The following is a 16,296-nucleotide window of genomic DNA, read 5'->3' as shown; positions in this document are numbered from 1 at the left end:
CGTGCCGGTCGCGGTTGTCACGGATTCCACAGCGCATCTGCCCGAGGGTTTCGCCGAGCGGAGCGACATCACCGTCGTTCCACTGCATGTCCTCGTCGATGGTGTCTCCTCGCTCGACGGCGTCGAGTTCGGCCCCTCGGCACTGGCGAGCGCGCTGGCGCAGCGGAAGATCGTGACGACCTCGCGACCCTCGCCCGCGGCCTTCGCAGCGGTTTACCGGAATGCGCTGGACGCGGGGGCCGACGCCATCGTGTCGATCCACCTGTCGAAGAAGCTGTCCGGTACTTGGGAGGCCGCGCTGCTCGCCGCTCAGGAAGTGGGGCCCGACCTCGTGCGCGTGGTCGATTCACGCTCCATCGCGATGGGCTTGGGCTTCGCCGTGCTCGACGCCGCGGAGGCGGCGGGCCGCGGCCACGATGTCGCGGAGGTCGAGCGGGCCGCCGTGGCCGCAGCCGAGGCATCGGACACGTTCTTCGTCGTGGAGACCCTGGAATATCTGCGGCGCGGCGGTCGGATCGGTGCGGCTTCGGCATTGCTCGGCACCGCGCTCGCGGTGAAGCCGGTGTTGCACATGACCGACGGCGAGATCCGTCCATTGGAGAAGGTGCGCACCATACACCGTGCGCTGAACCGCTTGGTGGACCTTGCTGAAGAGGCCGCCGGTGACGGCGAGGTGTCGGTCGCTGTCCACCACTTGGCGGCTCCTGACCGCGCCGCGGCGATCGCCACGCGGCTCGACGAGAGGTTGTCAGGATCATTGGGATGCGTCGTCTCCGAGTTGGGGGCGGTGATCGGTGCGCACACCGGTCCCGGTGTGGTCGGTGTGGTGGTGCATCGGCGATTCCGGTGACGTGATCGTGACACCGCGTCGAGCCGAGGACGCCTGTCGCGGCCGAGTTGTCCACAGGATCGGAGTTGTCCACAGGCGCAGTGCGATCCTCTCGTGCCGAACAGCCGTGTCACCGTAGCGTCGAACGCATGGTCGAGACGACAGGGAACGCGACGGCGGAGAACACGGCGTCGGTTACGGGCACGATGTCCCGAACAGCGCGAGCAGAGTCCGTACAGTATCGCCGTAATCTCGAGTTCCGGATGGACGAGCAGGATCGGGACCGTGGCGGGGGCGTCGATGGTGTCCACGGCGTTCCCGGTGTGAGTGCTGTTCGTACGGTTCGGGAAACCGAGGCCGGTGATCGCACGGGCCACGCCGGCGACTGCATAGAGGACAGCGGCGACAGCCCTTGCCGTGTGGACGTGCTCAGTGAGGACCGATCCGGTCCTGGCGACGTCGGCGGGCCGCCACAGCGTGTGCGGCTCGCGCAGTTGGCCGCCGAGGCCAGTGGGCACGCTGAGCGTCCGGAGGCGGTGAGCAGGCCATCACCACGCCATCGCGAACCGTCAGGCGAGACACCGCTTGCCAGGCTTGTGGAGCGTTGGCGTCCCGGCCTGCACGGTGGCGCGCCCGCACGCCGCAGGCCTGCCATGGTCGTCGCGGCGGTGGCAGGGGTGGTTCTCGGTGTCGTCACCGCGATGCTGATCGGCAGCGGTCCTGAGCCGGAGCGAGCGCCGCCATTACCCGTGGCCCGCCAGAACTCGGTGCCGAATCTTCCTCCCTCGGGTGCGGGGACACCCGCGAGCGCCACCGCGACATCCCTGGTGGTCAGCGTCGTCGGGAAGGTCGCTGAACCCGGGCTGATCACCGTGGAACCCGGTGCCCGGGTCGCCGACGCCGTCGAGCTCGCGGGAGGGGCGAAGCGGGGTGCCGACCTGCTCACGGTCAATCTGGCGCGCCGGGTCTCGGACGGTGAGCAGATCTACGTCGGCGTGACACCGCCTCCGGGTGCGAGCCAGGAGGACAAGGCAGGCACCTCCAGCGTGTCCACATCAGACGGTTCAACGTCGTCGAAGGTGGATCTGAACTCCGCTGATCAAGGGTTGCTGGAGACTCTGCCGGGCGTGGGGGAAGTGACGGCGGCGCGAATCCTCGAATGGCGCGACAGCCATGGACGGTTCACGTCTGTCGAGCAACTTCGTGAGATCGACGGTATCGGCGCCAAGCGGTTCGCGCGCCTGCGCGACCGGGTATCCGTCGGATGACGGAGAACAAACGTGATCGTTCGGGTTGCGGAACACCCGGCTCCCACCAGCATAGGACGGCACGACTGGCGGTTGGTGCCCGCGGCGGTGACGGTGTGGGCGGCGACGATTCTCGGCCTTCTGGGCGGCTGGTGGCTTGCCGTGCTGTGCGGGGCCACCGGCTGCGTCTGCGGTATGGCGTTGTGGCGGTGGTCCGGCCGGTCTGGCCGCGCTGACGGCACCGACGGCACCGACGGAGCTGCCGACGTCGGCGGCGTTGGCGAAAGTAGCGGCGTTGGCGGAACTGAGGCCACTGGAGGAGCTCACGGCACCAGCCGCTCCGGATCAGCTGCCTGCCCCGGTCGAGGCGGACGGTCTGAGCGGTCGGACTGCCCACGGAAACGTTGTGACCGCTCGCGATGGCGACCGGCTGCCGGTGCGCTCCTGATGTGCGGACTGCTCACGGCGTGGCCAACCGCAGTCCGGTTGTACGACGCGGAACATGATCCGCTCAGGGAGAGGGCGCGAAGAGGGGAGGAGGTGATGCTGACCGCCGTGGTCGCGGAGCGGCCGCGCCAGGTGCACACGAGTGGGTACGGCTCCCTGCGAGGCGGAACCCGGTCGGTGCTCGTACCCGTGGATGTCCGGCATGTGAACTTCGGTGGGGAGCGCATCGATTCGGATGGCCGTGTGTTGTTGCTCGGCGCGGCGGAGTCGTGGGCCGGTGTGCTCGTCGGACAGCGGGTGACGGCACGCGCCGAGCTGGCGCCCGCGCGTCCTCACGAGCTGACGGTCGCGGTTGGTTACGTGCGCGGGCCGCCCAGCGTTGAAGGGGAAGCACCGTGGTGGCAGCGGGGCGGCGAATCGTTGCGGGTCGCGTTCCGCGATGTATCCGGCGTACTCGACCAGGAATCGGCCAGCCTGCTGCCAGGACTGGTCGTGGGCGATACCACCGGGCTGCCGGGCCGGGTCGAGCAGGAGTTCCTCGACGCGGGGATGTCGCACCTCACCGCCGTGTCCGGGTCCAATGTGGCCATTGTGTGCGGCGCGGTGTTGTTGCTGGCGCGGGCCTTCCGTTTCGGGCCGCGCGGTTCTGCCGCGCTCGCCGCAGGCGCGCTCGCCGGGTTCGTGGTCCTCGTGGGGTACGAGCCGAGCGTCCTGCGGGCCGGTGTGATGGGTGCCGTGGGCCTGCTCGCCCTCGTCCTCGGCCGTCGTGGGTCCGCCTTGCCCGCGCTGGCAGCGGCGGTGTGCGTGCTCTGCCTCCACGATCCCGAAATGGGGGTGAGCATGGGTTTCGTGCTGTCGGTAGTGGCGACGGCGGCGCTCGTGCTGGTGGCGCCGCCGTGGTCTCGGACGCTGGCCCGCAGGGGACTGCCTCGGGGCGTGGCCGACGCGATCGCGGTGCCCGCAGTGGCCTTCCTCGCGACGGCGCCGGTCATCGCCGGGATGGTGGGCGAGGTGAGCCTGGTGTCCGTGGTCGCCAACCTCCTGGCGGCCCCTGTCGTTGCTCCTGTGACCGTGCTGGGCGCCGTGGGCGCGATACTCGCACCGATCTGGCCTGGCGCCGCGGAGCTGGTCGTGCGCCTCGCCGGTCCGGGGGTGGAGTGGTTGATTCTCGTGGCCCGGCGGGCAGCGGCGGTTCCCGGCGCGGTGCTTCCATGGCCGCAGGGTTGGTGGGGCGGAGCGCTCGCGGTGGTCGTTGTGGCCGTCCTGGTCTGCGGGTTCCGGTTCCGCCGGTCACGGTCGTTGTTCGTTCTCCTGGCGGCGGTGGCGTTGGTGCTGGCTCTGCCGGTGCGGGTGCTCACTCCGGGATGGCCGCCCGACGACTGGGTGCTCGTCGCGTGCGACGTGGGTCAGGGCGACGGACTCGTCCTGGCCACGGGGGAGCCGGGGCGAGCGGTGATCGTCGATACGGGGCCCGATCCGCTGTCACTCGACCGCTGCCTCGACCGGCTCGATGTGGAAAGGGTGCCGTTGGTGGTGCTCACCCATCTGCACGCCGATCACGTGGGTGGTCTCGCCGCGGTGTTCGACGGACGCGCCGTCGGTGCGGTGGCCGTGGGGCCCGGGCGTGCCCCGGGCTGGGCGTGGAGGGATGTGCTGGAGAGTTCCTCCACCCGTGGTGTTCCGGTGGTCGAGCTGGCGGAAGGTGATCGGCTCGTCTGGGCCGAACTGTGGCTGGAGGTGCTGGCTCCGGCCGGGCCTGTCGATCCGCCTTCCGGAGACACCGGAGACACCGGAGACAGAGGCGGCACCGGCGGCACCGACGACACTGGCGGCACCGACGGCACCACGGTCAACAACAGTTCGGTGGTGCTGCGGGCCACTACACCGGCAGGACGTGTCCTGCTGACCGGTGACGTCGAGCTGACGGCGCAGGCGGAGTTGCTCGCGGCGACCGATCTCCGCGCGGAGATCTTGAAGGTGCCGCACCACGGGAGCCGGTACACGCTGCCCGCATTCCTCACTGCGGTGTCGCCCAGGGTGGCTGTCACCAGCGTGGGAGCGGACAACACCTATGGGCACCCCAGTCCGGTCACTCTCCGGATGCTCACGGGCGCTGGGGCACTCGTGACGAGGACTGACACCGGTGGTGACGCGGCCGTGGTCATGGACGGTGGTCAACCGGCCGTCGTCGAGCGAGGACCGGAGCCGCGACGGCGGCGGGGCCGCGCTGGGGAACTCATCCGTCCAGCGCGGCTTGCACGGCCTCCACCGACGGCGGGACGGTGGCCTTGGGCCCCACCCGGTCGCCGAGCGCGTCCAGGGTCTTCAAACCGTCCCCGGTGATCAGCAGGACCGTTTCGGCGTCAGGGTCGAGGCTGCCCTCGTCGAGGAGCTTCTTGGCGGTCGCGACCGTGACACCCCCGGCGGTCTCGGTGAAGATGCCCTCGGTGCGGGCGAGCAGCCGGATGCCCTCCACCACCTCGTCGTCACTGACGTCGGCGATGGCTCCACCTGTCCGTCGAACGGTGTCGAGGACGTACGGCCCGTCGGCGGGATTTCCGATGGCCAGCGAGCGGGCGATGGTGTCGGGGCGGACCGGCCGAACCACGTCGTGGCCCTCGCGGAACGCCGACGACACCGGCGAGCATCCGGTGGCCTGCGCACCGAACACGCGGTACGGGGTGGACTCCACGAGACCGAGTTCGCCGAGTTCGTGAAACCCTTTGTCCACTTTGGTCAGTTGGGAGCCCGATGCGATAGGCACGACGATCTGCTCGGGAAGCCGCCAGCCAAGCTGTTCGGCGACCTCGAACGCGAGCGTCTTGGACCCCTCCGAGTAGTAGGGGCGCACGTTGACGTTGACGAACGCCCAGCTCTCGTGTTCGGCGGCGAGCTGGGTGGCCAGCCGGTTGACGTCGTCGTAGTTGCCGTCCACCGCGATCAGCGCGCCGTCGTACACGGCTGTGGTGAGCACCTTCGCCCGCTCGAGCGACGACGGAATCAGCACGACGGAACGCCAGCCTGCCCTGGCCGCCGCTGCGGCGACGGCATTGGCGAGATTGCCTGTGGAGGGACAGGCGAGCGTGTCGAAACCGAACTCGCGAGCGGCGGCCAGCGCCACGGCGACGACACGGTCCTTGAACGAGTGCGTCGGATTTCCGGTGTCGTCCTTCACCCACAGGCGCCGCACACCGAGTTCCTTCGCGAGCCGGTCGGCCCGCACCAGCCTCGTACAACCGGGCTCGGTGTTCGGGATGTCCTCGACGTCCGATGGAACGGGGAGCAGCTTCTTGTACCGCCAGATGTTGCGCGGCCCCGCCTCGATGTCCTCCCTGCGGACCCGCCCGAAATCGTAGGCGACCTCCAGCGGAGAGAAATCGTGCGGCGAGACGAACTCCGGTGCCAGCGGCTGGCGGTGTCCCTCCTCCTTTGACACGAGTTCCACGGCAGGGCCGAGGTCGATGGCGCGGCGGGAGGGAGTGGGCACAACTACGGTCATCGCGAGGTCCTTCCTCATCTTTCCCGCTGACGCGGGGCGGAATTGGCACCGATGTCGTCAGCTACCTCGCACGAATCCGAGATGACAGGCTGACGCCGGTTGCCGGGGCTTCAACGGGCCGTTCCCTCTACCCCTCTGGATGAGCTATTCGGTTGTGATCCGCCGTGGGCGTGCCGCGGCGACGAGACCGTAGCATACGGCGTCCACACCGCAGGCCGCCACGACTCCGCCGAGGAACGTCGCTCGTGGCAGGATCGAGCCGTGAGTCGTCCAGCCACTACGCCGCCACCACTGCACCTGGTGCTCGGGGAGGAGGAACTCCTCGTCGAGCGGGCTGTTCGGGAGGCACTCGACACCGCCCGCCTCGCCGATCCGACCGCCGATGCCACTCGCGTGCGCGTGAGCGATCTCACGCCTGCCCAGTTCGTGGAGCTGGTGAGCCCGTCACTGTTCAGCGAGGGACGCGTCGTGGTGCTCGACGCCGCGCAGGACATCGGTCAGGACAACGCCGACGCTGTGCTGTCGTACATCAGGGACCCTGCGGACGGCATCGTGCTGGTGGTCGTCCACAGCGGCGGCGGGCGGAGCAAGGCCGCGAAGTCGTTGCCCTCGGCGTTACGCAAGGCTGGGGCTGTCGTCACCGAATGCGCGAAGATCACCAAACCCGCCGAGCGGGAGTCGTTCGTCCGGGGGGAGGTGCGCAGGGCAGGCGGGCGCATCGACGCGGCCGGTGTCGTGGCTCTGATCGACGCGGTGGGCACCGACCTCAGGGAACTGGCTTCGGCCGCCGCGCAGTTGGTCGCCGATTCCGGCGGTGCGATCGACGAGGAGGCGGTGCGGCGATACCACCGGGGCAGGGCGGAGGTGACGGGCTTCCAGGTCGCGGAGAAGGCGGTGGCCGGTGACCGGGCGGCCGCGCTGGAATCGCTGCGGTGGGCGCAGCAGATCGGGGTGGCCAACGTGTTGCTGGCGGATGCGCTCGCCGACGCGGTCCGCACGATCGCCAGGGTGTCCGCAGCGGGCCGTGGCAACCCGAACCAGATGGCGGGCGAGCTCGGTATGCCGCCGTGGAAGATCCGCAAAGCGCAGGGCCAGGTGCGGGGCTGGAGCGAGGCGGGGCTCGCCGCCGCCATGCGGGTGGCCGCGCGGGTGAACGCCGAGGTCAAGGGCGCTGCGGCAGACCCGGGATACGCTCTGGAGCGTGCCGTGCTCGACATCGTGTCCGCCCGGCACCAGCGCTGAGCACGGGGCCGAACCCAGACAGGGCTCTCCTGCGAAAATCAGCTCCCGCGTCCGCTCGACACCCAGGAACCGCGCTGAGCACCAGGCGGGACCCCGGCATGACGAACCCCCGGCGTCCTGTTCCCGAGCCTCCCGAAGGCCATCGCATCCCGAGGGCGGGTGCAACGGCGACTCCGGTAACCCGAGACGACTGCGCCGGGGGCTGTCGAACCGGGTCTGTCAGAGCTTGTTGACGCGCTGCGCCATCGCCGACTTCTTGTTGGCGGCCTGGTTCTTGTGGATCACGCCCTTGGTCACGGCCTTGTCGAGCTTGCGCGCGGCGTCGCGCTGCAATTCGATGGCCTTCGCCTTGTCACCTGCGTCGGCGGCCTCGCGGAACCGGCGGATCGCGGTCTTCATCGCCGACTTGACCGACTGGTTGCGCACGCGGCGCTTCTCGTTGGTCTTGATGCGCTTCATCTGGGACTTGATGTTGGCCACGTGGGCGCTCCTTCGTCTCTCGGCGGTTGTCGCTGCCGCGCTGAACCGGCCCCGGGTGATGAGGTGTGATCGCCCCGGGTTTCCTCCCTTGCGGAATGCCGCACGGCAACAGCTGAACAGCCTAGCAACGCCGAGACCACGGGGAATGCGACACCCCGGAGGCCCCCGTGAGACCGTGGAGACATGGACGTGCTGAGCAGCCGAATCCTGTTGAATCCGAAGGATCCCGCCGTCACGACGGCGTTCTACCGCGACATTCTCGAGCTGGCGATCTACCGTGAGTTCCCCGGTGGCACGGTCTTCTTCCTCGGCGGAGGTTTCCTCGAAATCGTCGGCCGGGGCGAGGCAGGGCCCTCGGAGAACGTCGCCCTGTGGCTCCAGGTCCGGGACCTCGCCGCGGTGGTGGCCGATCTGGAAGGAAAGGGCGTCGTCTTGGATCGCGAACCGCGAAGGGAGCCGTGGGGCCTCGACGAGGCGTGGCTGTCCGACCCTGACGGAACCCGGATCGTGCTCGTGGAAATCCCCTTCGACCACCCTCTCAGGGTCGATGTCCGCACCCGGTGACGTGTCGGCCTATCCCGCTCGCCAGGCTCGCAGTTGCACGGCGAGACCGGCGAGGGGGCCGGGGGGCTGCCACGTCCATGTCTGGACGTCGGTGAAACCGGCTGCTTCCACCTCGGCCGCGAGTTCGTGGCGGGTGACGGAGAGCCACTTCTCGTGCGCCGAGAGCACCATCCTGCCGCTGGGGCGCAGGACGCGGCGCAGTTCCGACCACGCAGCCGCCCTGTCGTCCCACAGGTGGAGATTGTTGACGCCGAGGACGACGTCCACCGACTCGTCCTCGGCGCCGGTCCTCGCCGCGGTCGCGTGGCGGAGCACCACGACGCCGTCGTCCACCGCGCCTGCGCAGCGCCGCGCGCTCAGTTCGAGCATTTCCCGCGACGGATCGACACCGATCACCGTGCGTGCCCGTTCGGCGACCGCCGCGAGCCCCACGCCCGGTCCGGGGCCGATGACGAGTACCGTCTCGTCCGCCGTGGGGGCCGCGATCGACACGACGTGGTGCTCGGTCGCCGCGTTGCCCCTGGCCATCACCAGGCCGCCGAGCCTGCCGAGTGGTCCGCGTGGATGACCGAACGCGCGGTCGAGTACCTGTCCGAGAGAGCTCATACTTCGAGGTCAACACGAAAGCGCGGGACACGCATCGGGGATCACCCCGGAATACCGGCGCGGCGAGGCATGGGAACATGAACTTCACCAGCCACGAGTGACCCCGAGGTACGAGTGACACAGCCACGCCCTTCAGCCGACGCCACGTTCACACCGCCGGAGTTCATCCGCAACTTCTGCATCATCGCCCACATCGACCACGGCAAGTCCACCCTGGCCGACCGCATGCTGCAGCTCACCGGTGTGGTCGAGGAACGGACGATGCGTGCCCAGTACCTCGACCGCATGGACATCGAGCGGGAGCGGGGCATCACGATCAAGGCCCAGAACGTGCGCCTTCCGTGGCGTCACGAGGGCCAGGACCACGTACTGCACCTGATCGACACTCCGGGCCACGTCGATTTCACCTACGAGGTCTCGCGGGCGCTGGAGGCCTGCGAGGGTGCGATCCTGCTGGTGGACGCGGCGCAGGGCATCGAAGCGCAGACCCTGGCGAACCTCTACCTCGCCCTCGACAAGGACCTGCACATCATCCCGGTACTCAACAAGATCGACCTGCCCGCCGCCGACCCGGACAAGTACGCGGCCGAACTCGCGGGCATCATCGGGTGCGAACCGGGTGACGTCCTCCGGGTCTCGGCGAAGACCGGCGAGGGCGTGCGCGAGCTGCTCGATCACGTCGTGGCGCAGGTGCCGCCGCCTCAGGGCGAAGCCGACGCACCCTCGAGGGCGCTGATCTTCGACTCGGTCTACGACACCTACCGGGGCGTGGTCACCTACATCAGGGTCGTGGACGGCAGGATCACGCCGAGGGAACGCATCAAGATGATGTCCACCGGCGCCACCCACGAGCTGCTGGAGGTCGGCATCATCTCGCCGGAGCCCAAGGCGTGTGCCGGGCTCGGCGTCGGGGAGGTCGGCTATCTGATCACCGGAGTGAAGGACGTCCGTCAGTCGAAGGTCGGCGACACGGTCACGTCGGAACGCAAGGGGGCCACGGAGCCGCTCGCCGGGTATCGCGAACCCGTTCCGATGGTGTTCTCCGGCCTGTACCCCGTGGACGGGTCCGACTATCCGGACCTCCGGGAGGCCCTCGACAAGCTCCAGCTCAACGACGCGGCCCTGAGCTATGAGCCCGAGACGTCGGTCGCGCTGGGGTTCGGGTTCCGCTGCGGTTTCCTCGGGCTGCTGCACCTGGAGATCACCAGGGCCAGGCTGGAGCGGGAGTTCGGGCTCGACCTGATCTCCACCGCGCCGAACGTGGTGTATCAGGTGTTCATGGAGGACGGCACGGAGCACGTCGTCACCAACCCGTCCGACTGGCCGTCCGGGGGCAAGATCGCGGAGATTCGCGAACCGGTCAGCAAGGTCACCGTGATCGCGCCGTCCGAGTTCATCGGCGCGATCATGGAGCTGTGCCAGGGCAAGCGCGGTCACCTGTTGGGCATGGACTACCTCTCGGAGGACCGGGTCGAGCTGCGGTACAACCTGCCGCTCGCCGAGATCATCTTCGACTTCTTCGACGCGCTGAAGTCGCGCACCCGTGGCTATGCCTCGCTGGATTACGAGGAGGCCGGTGATCAGGCCGCCGATCTCGTCAAGGTGGACATCCTGTTGCAGGGCGAGCCGGTGGACGCCTTCTCGGCGATCGTGCACAAGGACGCCGCCTACGCCTACGGCAACCGCATGGCGACCCGCCTGCGCGAGCTGATCCCTCGCCAGCAGTTCGAGGTGCCGATCCAGGCGGCGATCGGTTCCCGCGTTATCGCGCGCGAGACCATCAGGGCGATCCGCAAGGACGTCCTCGCCAAGTGTTACGGCGGTGACATCTCGCGGAAGCGCAAGCTGCTGGAGAAGCAGAAGGAAGGCAAGAAGCGGATGAAGACCGTCGGCCGCGTCGAGGTGCCGCAGGAGGCGTTCGTGGCCGCGCTGTCCACCGGTGACGGCGACAAGGGCGACAAGCCCGACAAGGGCAAGGGCAAGGGCAAGAAGTAGCTCCCACTCGCTGGTCCATACCGATGGGCGTCCGGGCACGGGAGGCAACCGGTGGGCGCGTCACACGGCCGGTGGGGTTGTTCGTACGCTGGTGCCATGTTCGACAGCCTGCGCGTGCCCGTGATCGCCGCGCCCATGGCCGGTGGCCCTTCCACGCCCGAACTCGTGGCCGCGGTGGGGCGAGCCGGAGCCTTCGGATACCTGGCGGGCGGATACCTCAGTGCCGCGAGACTGGCTGAGCAGATCGCCACTGTCCGGCGTCTTTCGGACACCGCGTTCGGTGTGAACCTGTTCGTGCCGGGCATTCGATCCACTGTGGACTTGAGTGCGTACGTCGAGCGCGTCGGCAGGGAGGCCGATCGCTACGGCACCGAGGCTGGCGAGCCCCGCTGGGACGACGACGGCTACTCGGCGAAGCTCGATCTGCTCGTCGAGGCGCGGGTGCCTGTGGTCTCGTTCACCTTCGGGCTGCCCTCCGACTCCGACGTCGAACGACTGCACGAGGTGGGCACCACGGTGGTCGTCACGGTGACCTCGCCGGAGGAGGCACGGCAGGCCCAGGAGGTGGGCGCCGACGCGCTGTGCGTGCAGGGCTTCGAGGCCGGTGGGCATCGCAGTGTGTTCACCGACGACCCCGACGACCCCTGCGGAGGGCCGCTGTACGGGCTGCTGGCGGCATTGCGGCTGTGCGCGAGCGTCACCGACCTGCCGCTGGTGGCCGCGGGTGGGCTCGTGCGGGGTGCCGATGTGGCTGCCGTGGTGACGGGCGGAGCCGTGGCCGCGCAACTGGGCACCGCGTTCCTGCGCGCCGACGAGGCCGGGACCAACCCCACTGCGCGGAAGGCTCTCGACGACGGCGGTCGTCCCACCGCTCTGACCCGCGCGTTCAGCGGTCGCCCCGCGAGGGGACTCGTCAACCGCTTCCTGCGGGAACACTCGGCCCACGCACCGGCCGCCTATCCCCAGCTGCATCGGCTGACCAAGCCCGTGAGGGCCGCGTCCGGCGGCGCGGGCGACCCCGAGGCCATGTCGCTGTGGGCAGGGCAGACCTACACCCTCGCCGAGGGCGGACCCGCACAGGACATCGTCGGCAGGTTGTGGGAGGACGCCCGGCAGGCGCTGCGCCGCGCGGCACGTCGCTTCGAGTGAAGCGGTGCGCCGGGCAACGTTCGGTGGCCGAGGTACACGCCTGCGGTGCCCTCCACAGTCCTTGCCGTCCTCGGCACGTGCGGGAGCGACGCGGCGAAAGCCGCACGGCTGAGCCGCCGCGTCGCGATCAGCACGTCACCGCGTGAAGACGATCTTGCCGGCGGTGCGGCCTTCGAGCATGTCGGCGAACCCTGAGGCGGCCTCGGTCATCGGCAGCTCGGCGCCGATCCGTGGGCGGATGCCTGCGAGTTCGACGTAGGAGAGCAGGTCGGCCAGTTCGTCCCGCGAGCCCATGGTGGAGCCCACCACCCGCAACTGAAGGAAGAACACGCGCTGGAGGTCGGCGCTCGGGTCGCCGCCACTGGTCGAACCCGAGACCACGACGATCCCGCCGGGCTTCAGCGACTTCAGCGAGTGAGCCCAGGTGGCCTTGCCCACAGTCTCGAAAACGGCGTCCACCCGTTCCGGAAGGCGAGCGCCCGGCTCGAAGGTGGCGTGAGCGCCGAGCTGCTCGGCCAGCGCGCGCTTCTCCTCCGACCGGCCCGTCACCCACACCCGCATCCCGGCGGCGTGCCCGAGCTGCACGAGAGCGGTGGCGACACCACCGGACGCGCCCTGCACCAGCATGGTCTGCCCAGGCCGGAGCCCGGACTTGACGAACAGCATGCGGTAGGCGGTCAGCCACGCTGTACCCATCGTGGCGGCCTCCGTGAACGAGAGACCGGCCGGTTTCGGAAGCACGTTCCGGGCAGGCACCACGACGCTGTCGGCGAACGTGCCCTGGTACTTCTCCGTCAGCAGCGTCCGCTTCGGATCCAGCGTGTCATCACCGTGCCACGCCGGGTCGTTGACGACGGAGTGCAGCACCACCTCGGTCCCGTCGTCGAGGACACCCGCTCCGTCACACCCGAGGATCATGGGGAACTGGTCGGGCTTGATCCCCACGCCCCGCAGGGTCCAGATGTCGTGCATGTTGAGGCTGGCCGCGCGTACCGAGACGCGGACCCAGCCCTCGGGTACGTCGGGGTCTTCACGCTCGCCCACGACGAGCGAGGCCAGGGGATCGTCGGCGTTGGGTTCTTTGGCGTAGACGGCGAACATGGCGCCAACCTACCTGGCGTACGCTCGGTGAGGTGTTCGACGGAGTGGCCGGCTGGTGGGACGGCTTCGAGTTGTGGCTCGCGCAGCAGTGGTTCCCGATTCAGTTCGTGCTGGTGGCCGCCGTGCTCCTACCCCTGTGCGCGGGAGCCGCGTGGGTGATTCACCGAGGCGTTGACGGCATTGCCGACCGGTTCGCGGCCCCACGCGGGAACGCGACTGACGACACCCGTGGTGACGACGACCTCGGGAGGTCCGATGCTGTCTCGTAGGCGCATCCGTATCGCGCTGATCGCATTGATCGTGCTCGCGCTGGTGGGGTGGTTCGCGCAACAGGCACTGGGGGTTGGCGATCCGGGCCCCCATGGCGGTAGCCTGCCGGGCGCGGAACCCGTTCCCGGGAACGGGGCGGCATGCGTCGTCACCGGGGTTTCGCACCACGACGGTAGGAGCAACGGGGCAAGGGAGACGTTGTCGGTGCACAGGTCAGCCGGTACCTGCGGGGAGGGTCTCCCGCAGCGCGTCGCGGTGGAACAGCCGTGACGGTCCGACCCAAGCTGGATTCGAAAACGCTCGCCGACCAGGCGCGCGCTCGGGGCGCGTACCCGCACGTGGTGGACACGGCGGCGTATCCCGATCGCGGCGGCACGCTCGACGCGATCGCCTCCGCCCTGTCGCTGCCCGAGCACTTCGGTCGCAGCCTCGACACGTTCTACGACGGGCTGACCGACCTGTCGTGGCTTCCGCCCGGCGAGCACGTGTTGATCTGGCGCGCAGCCGACGTGCTCAAGCGCGCCGATCCCAGGTCCTACCTCGCCGTGCACGGCGTGCTCTCCGACGCGCAGCGCGCGCTGAACCCCAGGCAGGGGCGGCGCGACGGGCGCAGCCTCACCGTGGTACTCGCCGACTGAGCGACCCCGGGTCCTGTCCGGACCTGATGGTGCGGACCCGGGGCGCCGTCGCTGCGTCAGGAGCTCTCGGGAACCCAGTTCGGCTTGCGCTTCTCGCCGAACGCCGTGATGCCTTCCTGGCCTTCCTCGCTGGCGAAGAACTCGGCGGACAGCGCCAGCATGCGCTCGAACGTCTCGGGCATCGCGCGTGCCGTCTCGCCCTGCAACAGGTTCTTCGTCGCCGCGAGGGCGGTGGGCCCGCCCAGCGTGAGCGAGGTGACGTAGCGGTCCACCGCGGCGTCGAGTTCGTCGGCGGGAACGGCGGCATTGAGGAGGCCGATCTCAGCCGCGCGCCGTGCGTCGAACTTCTCGCCCGTGAGGAACAGCTCGTGCGCGGCCCTGGCGTTGAGACGGGGGAGCACGGGTACCGAGATCACCGCCGGTACCACACCAATCCGCACCTCGGTGAACGCGAACGTGGCGCTCTCGGCAGCGACCGCGATGTCGGTGGCGGCGACCAGACCCACACCGCCAGCCCTCGCGTGGCCTGCCAGTTTGGCCACGACCGGCTTCGGGCTCGTCCACAGCCGTTGCAGCAGCGCGGGGAACTCATTCACCCCTTGCTGCCCCGCACCGGCGCCCTTCGCCTCCTTGAGGTCCATACCCGCGCAGAAGACGGGGCCGGTGTGCGCGAGCACGATCACGCGCACGGCGTCGTCGTCGATCGCCCTGTCCAGGCCGACGGCGAATTCCGATCGCAGCTGAGCGGACAGCGCGTTGCGGTTGTGCGGAGAGTCCAGGGTGATCGTGGCGACTCCCGCAGCGGTGGTGTAGTGCACCAGTTCGTCTGCCATGCCCCACACCTTGGCACACCGTGTCCCGAGCCTCCTGCGCCGTGTCCGCACTTCTCGCACGTGTGTTGGCACTTCTCTTACGTCTGTCGGCAGGTCGTGCGCGGCTGCGTTCTGTGCTGCACCGAGCGTGGCCCTATACCAGACTCGGAATCCGTGTTGTTCTCACTGTGGCCGGTCTGGCTCGCTGTGGTCGTGTTCGCCGTGTCGGGGCTGGGCACCGTGCTGTCCAGCGTTCGTCTCGTTGGCCTCGGCGACACCCTCGCCGACCGTTCCGGCTGGGGCGAGGCGTTCTTCGGTGCGGTGTTCTTCGGGCTGGTGACGTCCTTGTCGGGCATCGTCATGACGGCGGTCACCGCAGCGGACGATGCTCCGCGACTCGCCTACAGCAATGCCGTTGGTGGGATCGCGGTGCAGACTCTCGCGATCGTGGCCGCTGACGCGGCCTACCGCAGGGTGAATCTCGAACACGCCGCCGCGTCGGAGCAGAATCTACTCTTCGGGTGCCTGCTGATCGTGTTGCTCAGTACCGCTCTGCTGGGGTCGTTCAGCCCCGATGTCACCGTGCTCGGCGTGCATCCCATCTCGCCGGTCCTTGTGGCGCTCTACCTCGGCGGTCTCAGGCTGATCCGGACGCGAGGGCAACCGATGTGGCGAGCGGTGACCACCCGAGATACGAGGCTCGACCGTCCCGACGAGCAGGACGCCTTCGCATCACGGTCCACCGCCTCGCTTGTGGGCGAGTTCACACTGATCGCGGCTGTCGTGGTGATCGGAGGCTGGGCCGTCGCACGCGCGGCCGAGAGCCTGGTGACGGCCACCGGGCTGAGCGCGGGTTTCGTCGGCGGCGTGCTGATGGGCCTCGTGAACGCCATTCCTGAGACGGTGACAGCCGTGACGGCCGTACGGCGGGGTGCGCTGACCCTGGCGATCGCGGCCATCATCGGCGGCAACAGCCTCGACACACTCAACCTCGTCGTCGGCGACGTCGCGTACCGAACGGGCTCGCTCTTCCACTCGGCCACCCCGGATCAGCTGTTCCTCACCACCGCAGCCCTCCTGATGACGGCAGTTCTGCTGGGAGGGCTGCTGTTGCGCCAGCGCGGTGGCTGGTGGCGGATGGGCTTCGACGGGGTGCTGCTGGCCGTGATCTACGCGGGCGCGGTCGTCACACTTCTGTTCTGAACCGGGGTGCGTGCAAGAAGTGCGGACACACGTGCAGGAGGTGCGGACACGAGACACACGGTGTCGTGTCCGCAGTCTGTGCACGGGCGTTTGCACCTCACGGCGCCGAATCCGTTCGGGAAGTGCCGACACCCGTACGGGAAGTGCCGACACCCGTACGGGAAATGCGGACACGGGTGCAGGAAGTGCCGATCCAGGGTCGTCACCGGCGGGG

At 69.1% G+C, this 16,296-nt stretch carries 16 protein-coding genes and 1 riboswitch; of the genes, 11 read left to right on the top strand and 5 right to left on the bottom strand.

The window, feature by feature from the left end; genetic code table 11:
• The first annotated feature begins 1 nt into the window (after position 1).
• From SACXIDRAFT_RS03400 to SACXIDRAFT_RS03390, 3 genes are all read left to right on the top strand, one after another.
• On the top strand, positions 2-850 hold the full coding sequence (locus tag SACXIDRAFT_RS03400; RefSeq protein ID WP_006237073.1) for a DegV family protein: 849 nt from the start codon (positions 2-4) through the stop codon (positions 848-850).
• A gap of 404 nt (positions 851-1,254) precedes the next feature.
• Positions 1,255-2,097, top strand: coding sequence for a ComEA family DNA-binding protein (locus SACXIDRAFT_RS22200; RefSeq protein ID WP_232285242.1), 843 nt, complete (start codon positions 1,255-1,257; stop codon positions 2,095-2,097).
• 426 nt (positions 2,098-2,523) lie between these two features.
• Positions 2,524-4,866 (top strand): ComEC/Rec2 family competence protein, encoded by a 2,343-nt coding sequence (locus tag SACXIDRAFT_RS03390; RefSeq protein WP_232285241.1) that lies wholly within the window; start codon positions 2,524-2,526, stop codon positions 4,864-4,866.
• Here SACXIDRAFT_RS03390 and thrC read toward each other — a convergent pair.
• A complete protein-coding gene (thrC, locus tag SACXIDRAFT_RS03385; protein WP_006237070.1) occupies positions 4,760-6,022 on the bottom strand; it encodes a threonine synthase in 1,263 nt (420 codons plus the stop codon). The two genes, SACXIDRAFT_RS03390 and thrC, sit on opposite strands and share 107 nt — an antisense overlap.
• An 11-nt stretch (positions 6,023-6,033) precedes the next feature.
• Positions 6,034-6,168: riboswitch (SAM riboswitch) on the bottom strand.
• A gap of 115 nt (positions 6,169-6,283) precedes the next feature.
• Between thrC and holA the strand changes: the two genes are divergently transcribed.
• Positions 6,284-7,264, top strand: coding sequence for a DNA polymerase III subunit delta (gene holA / locus SACXIDRAFT_RS03380; protein ID WP_006237069.1), 981 nt, complete (start codon positions 6,284-6,286; stop codon positions 7,262-7,264).
• Between the two features lie 219 nt (positions 7,265-7,483).
• Here holA and rpsT read toward each other — a convergent pair whose 3' ends face one another.
• Positions 7,484-7,744, bottom strand: a complete 261-nt coding sequence (gene rpsT, locus SACXIDRAFT_RS03375; protein ID WP_006237068.1) for a 30S ribosomal protein S20 — start codon at positions 7,742-7,744, stop codon at positions 7,484-7,486.
• A 183-nt stretch (positions 7,745-7,927) separates the two neighbouring features.
• Here rpsT and SACXIDRAFT_RS03370 point away from each other — a divergent pair, with 183 nt between their 5' ends.
• Entirely contained in the window at positions 7,928-8,308 is a 381-nt protein-coding gene (locus SACXIDRAFT_RS03370) for a VOC family protein (RefSeq protein ID WP_006237067.1), read from the top strand.
• Positions 8,309-8,317: 9 nt separating this feature from the next.
• Here the strand turns inward: SACXIDRAFT_RS03370 and SACXIDRAFT_RS03365 are convergent, their stop codons facing one another.
• A complete protein-coding gene (locus SACXIDRAFT_RS03365; protein WP_040922027.1) occupies positions 8,318-8,914 on the bottom strand; it encodes a class I SAM-dependent methyltransferase in 597 nt (198 codons plus the stop codon).
• Positions 8,915-9,028: 114 nt separating this feature from the next.
• Here SACXIDRAFT_RS03365 and lepA point away from each other — a divergent pair, with 114 nt between their 5' ends.
• Together lepA and SACXIDRAFT_RS03355 are read left to right on the top strand one after the other, a co-directional pair.
• On the top strand, positions 9,029-10,909 hold the full coding sequence (lepA, locus tag SACXIDRAFT_RS03360) for a translation elongation factor 4 (RefSeq protein ID WP_006237065.1): 1,881 nt from the start codon (positions 9,029-9,031) through the stop codon (positions 10,907-10,909).
• A gap of 96 nt (positions 10,910-11,005) precedes the next feature.
• Positions 11,006-12,058, top strand: a complete 1,053-nt coding sequence (locus SACXIDRAFT_RS03355; RefSeq protein ID WP_040922026.1) for a nitronate monooxygenase — start codon at positions 11,006-11,008, stop codon at positions 12,056-12,058.
• A gap of 135 nt (positions 12,059-12,193) precedes the next feature.
• Here SACXIDRAFT_RS03355 and SACXIDRAFT_RS03350 read toward each other — a convergent pair whose 3' ends face one another.
• Positions 12,194-13,159: a zinc-binding dehydrogenase gene (locus SACXIDRAFT_RS03350; RefSeq protein ID WP_006237063.1), complete on the bottom strand. Its 966-nt coding sequence runs from the start codon at positions 13,157-13,159 to the stop codon at positions 12,194-12,196.
• Between the two features lie 32 nt (positions 13,160-13,191).
• Here SACXIDRAFT_RS03350 and SACXIDRAFT_RS03345 point away from each other — a divergent pair, with 32 nt between their 5' ends.
• From SACXIDRAFT_RS03345 to SACXIDRAFT_RS03335, 3 genes are read left to right on the top strand one after another with little or no spacing between them, the layout of a single operon-like run.
• Positions 13,192-13,428: a hypothetical protein gene (locus SACXIDRAFT_RS03345; RefSeq protein ID WP_040922025.1), complete on the top strand. Its 237-nt coding sequence runs from the start codon at positions 13,192-13,194 to the stop codon at positions 13,426-13,428.
• Positions 13,415-13,699, top strand: a complete 285-nt coding sequence (locus SACXIDRAFT_RS03340; protein ID WP_006237061.1) for a hypothetical protein — start codon at positions 13,415-13,417, stop codon at positions 13,697-13,699. Before SACXIDRAFT_RS03345 ends, SACXIDRAFT_RS03340 begins: the two co-directional genes overlap by 14 nt.
• Positions 13,696-14,067 carry a barstar family protein gene (locus tag SACXIDRAFT_RS03335; RefSeq protein WP_006237060.1) on the top strand — a complete coding sequence of 124 codons (372 nt, stop codon included), beginning with the start codon at positions 13,696-13,698 and terminating at the stop codon, positions 14,065-14,067. The genes SACXIDRAFT_RS03340 and SACXIDRAFT_RS03335 overlap by 4 nt, the downstream gene beginning before the upstream one ends.
• Positions 14,068-14,123: 56 nt before the next feature.
• Here the strand turns inward: SACXIDRAFT_RS03335 and SACXIDRAFT_RS03330 are convergent, their stop codons facing one another.
• Positions 14,124-14,900 carry an enoyl-CoA hydratase family protein gene (locus SACXIDRAFT_RS03330; RefSeq protein ID WP_006237059.1) on the bottom strand — a complete coding sequence of 259 codons (777 nt, stop codon included), beginning with the start codon at positions 14,898-14,900 and terminating at the stop codon, positions 14,124-14,126.
• Between the two features lie 153 nt (positions 14,901-15,053).
• On the opposite strand from SACXIDRAFT_RS03330, the gene SACXIDRAFT_RS03325 reads away from it, so the two are divergent.
• On the top strand, positions 15,054-16,082 hold the full coding sequence (locus SACXIDRAFT_RS03325) for a sodium:calcium antiporter (RefSeq protein ID WP_083840050.1): 1,029 nt from the start codon (positions 15,054-15,056) through the stop codon (positions 16,080-16,082).
• Positions 16,083-16,296 lie beyond the last annotated feature (214 nt).

The organism is Saccharomonospora xinjiangensis XJ-54, from assembly GCF_000258175.1.
In the GTDB taxonomy this organism is placed as follows: Bacteria; Actinomycetota; Actinomycetes; order Mycobacteriales; family Pseudonocardiaceae; genus Saccharomonospora; species Saccharomonospora xinjiangensis.
The sequence above is the reverse complement of the archived record's forward strand: the minus strand, read 5'-3'. Positions and strand labels throughout refer to the sequence as shown.

What these genes read in the sequence shown, in the direction of transcription:
- SACXIDRAFT_RS03390 (WP_232285241.1), top strand. Translation starts at nt 2,524, where the DNA reads ATGTGCGGACTGCTCACGGCGTGGCCAACCGCAGTCCGGTTGTACGAC.
- thrC (WP_006237070.1), bottom strand. Translation starts at nt 6,022, where the DNA reads ATGACCGTAGTTGTGCCCACTCCCTCCCGCCGCGCCATCGACCTCGGC.
- SACXIDRAFT_RS03370 (WP_006237067.1), top strand. Translation starts at nt 7,928, where the DNA reads ATGGACGTGCTGAGCAGCCGAATCCTGTTGAATCCGAAGGATCCCGCC.
- SACXIDRAFT_RS03365 (WP_040922027.1), bottom strand. Translation starts at nt 8,914, where the DNA reads ATGAGCTCTCTCGGACAGGTACTCGACCGCGCGTTCGGTCATCCACGC.
- SACXIDRAFT_RS03355 (WP_040922026.1), top strand. Translation starts at nt 11,006, where the DNA reads ATGTTCGACAGCCTGCGCGTGCCCGTGATCGCCGCGCCCATGGCCGGT.
- SACXIDRAFT_RS03350 (WP_006237063.1), bottom strand. Translation starts at nt 13,159, where the DNA reads ATGTTCGCCGTCTACGCCAAAGAACCCAACGCCGACGATCCCCTGGCC.
- SACXIDRAFT_RS03340 (WP_006237061.1), top strand. Translation starts at nt 13,415, where the DNA reads ATGCTGTCTCGTAGGCGCATCCGTATCGCGCTGATCGCATTGATCGTG.
- SACXIDRAFT_RS03330 (WP_006237059.1), bottom strand. Translation starts at nt 14,900, where the DNA reads ATGGCAGACGAACTGGTGCACTACACCACCGCTGCGGGAGTCGCCACG.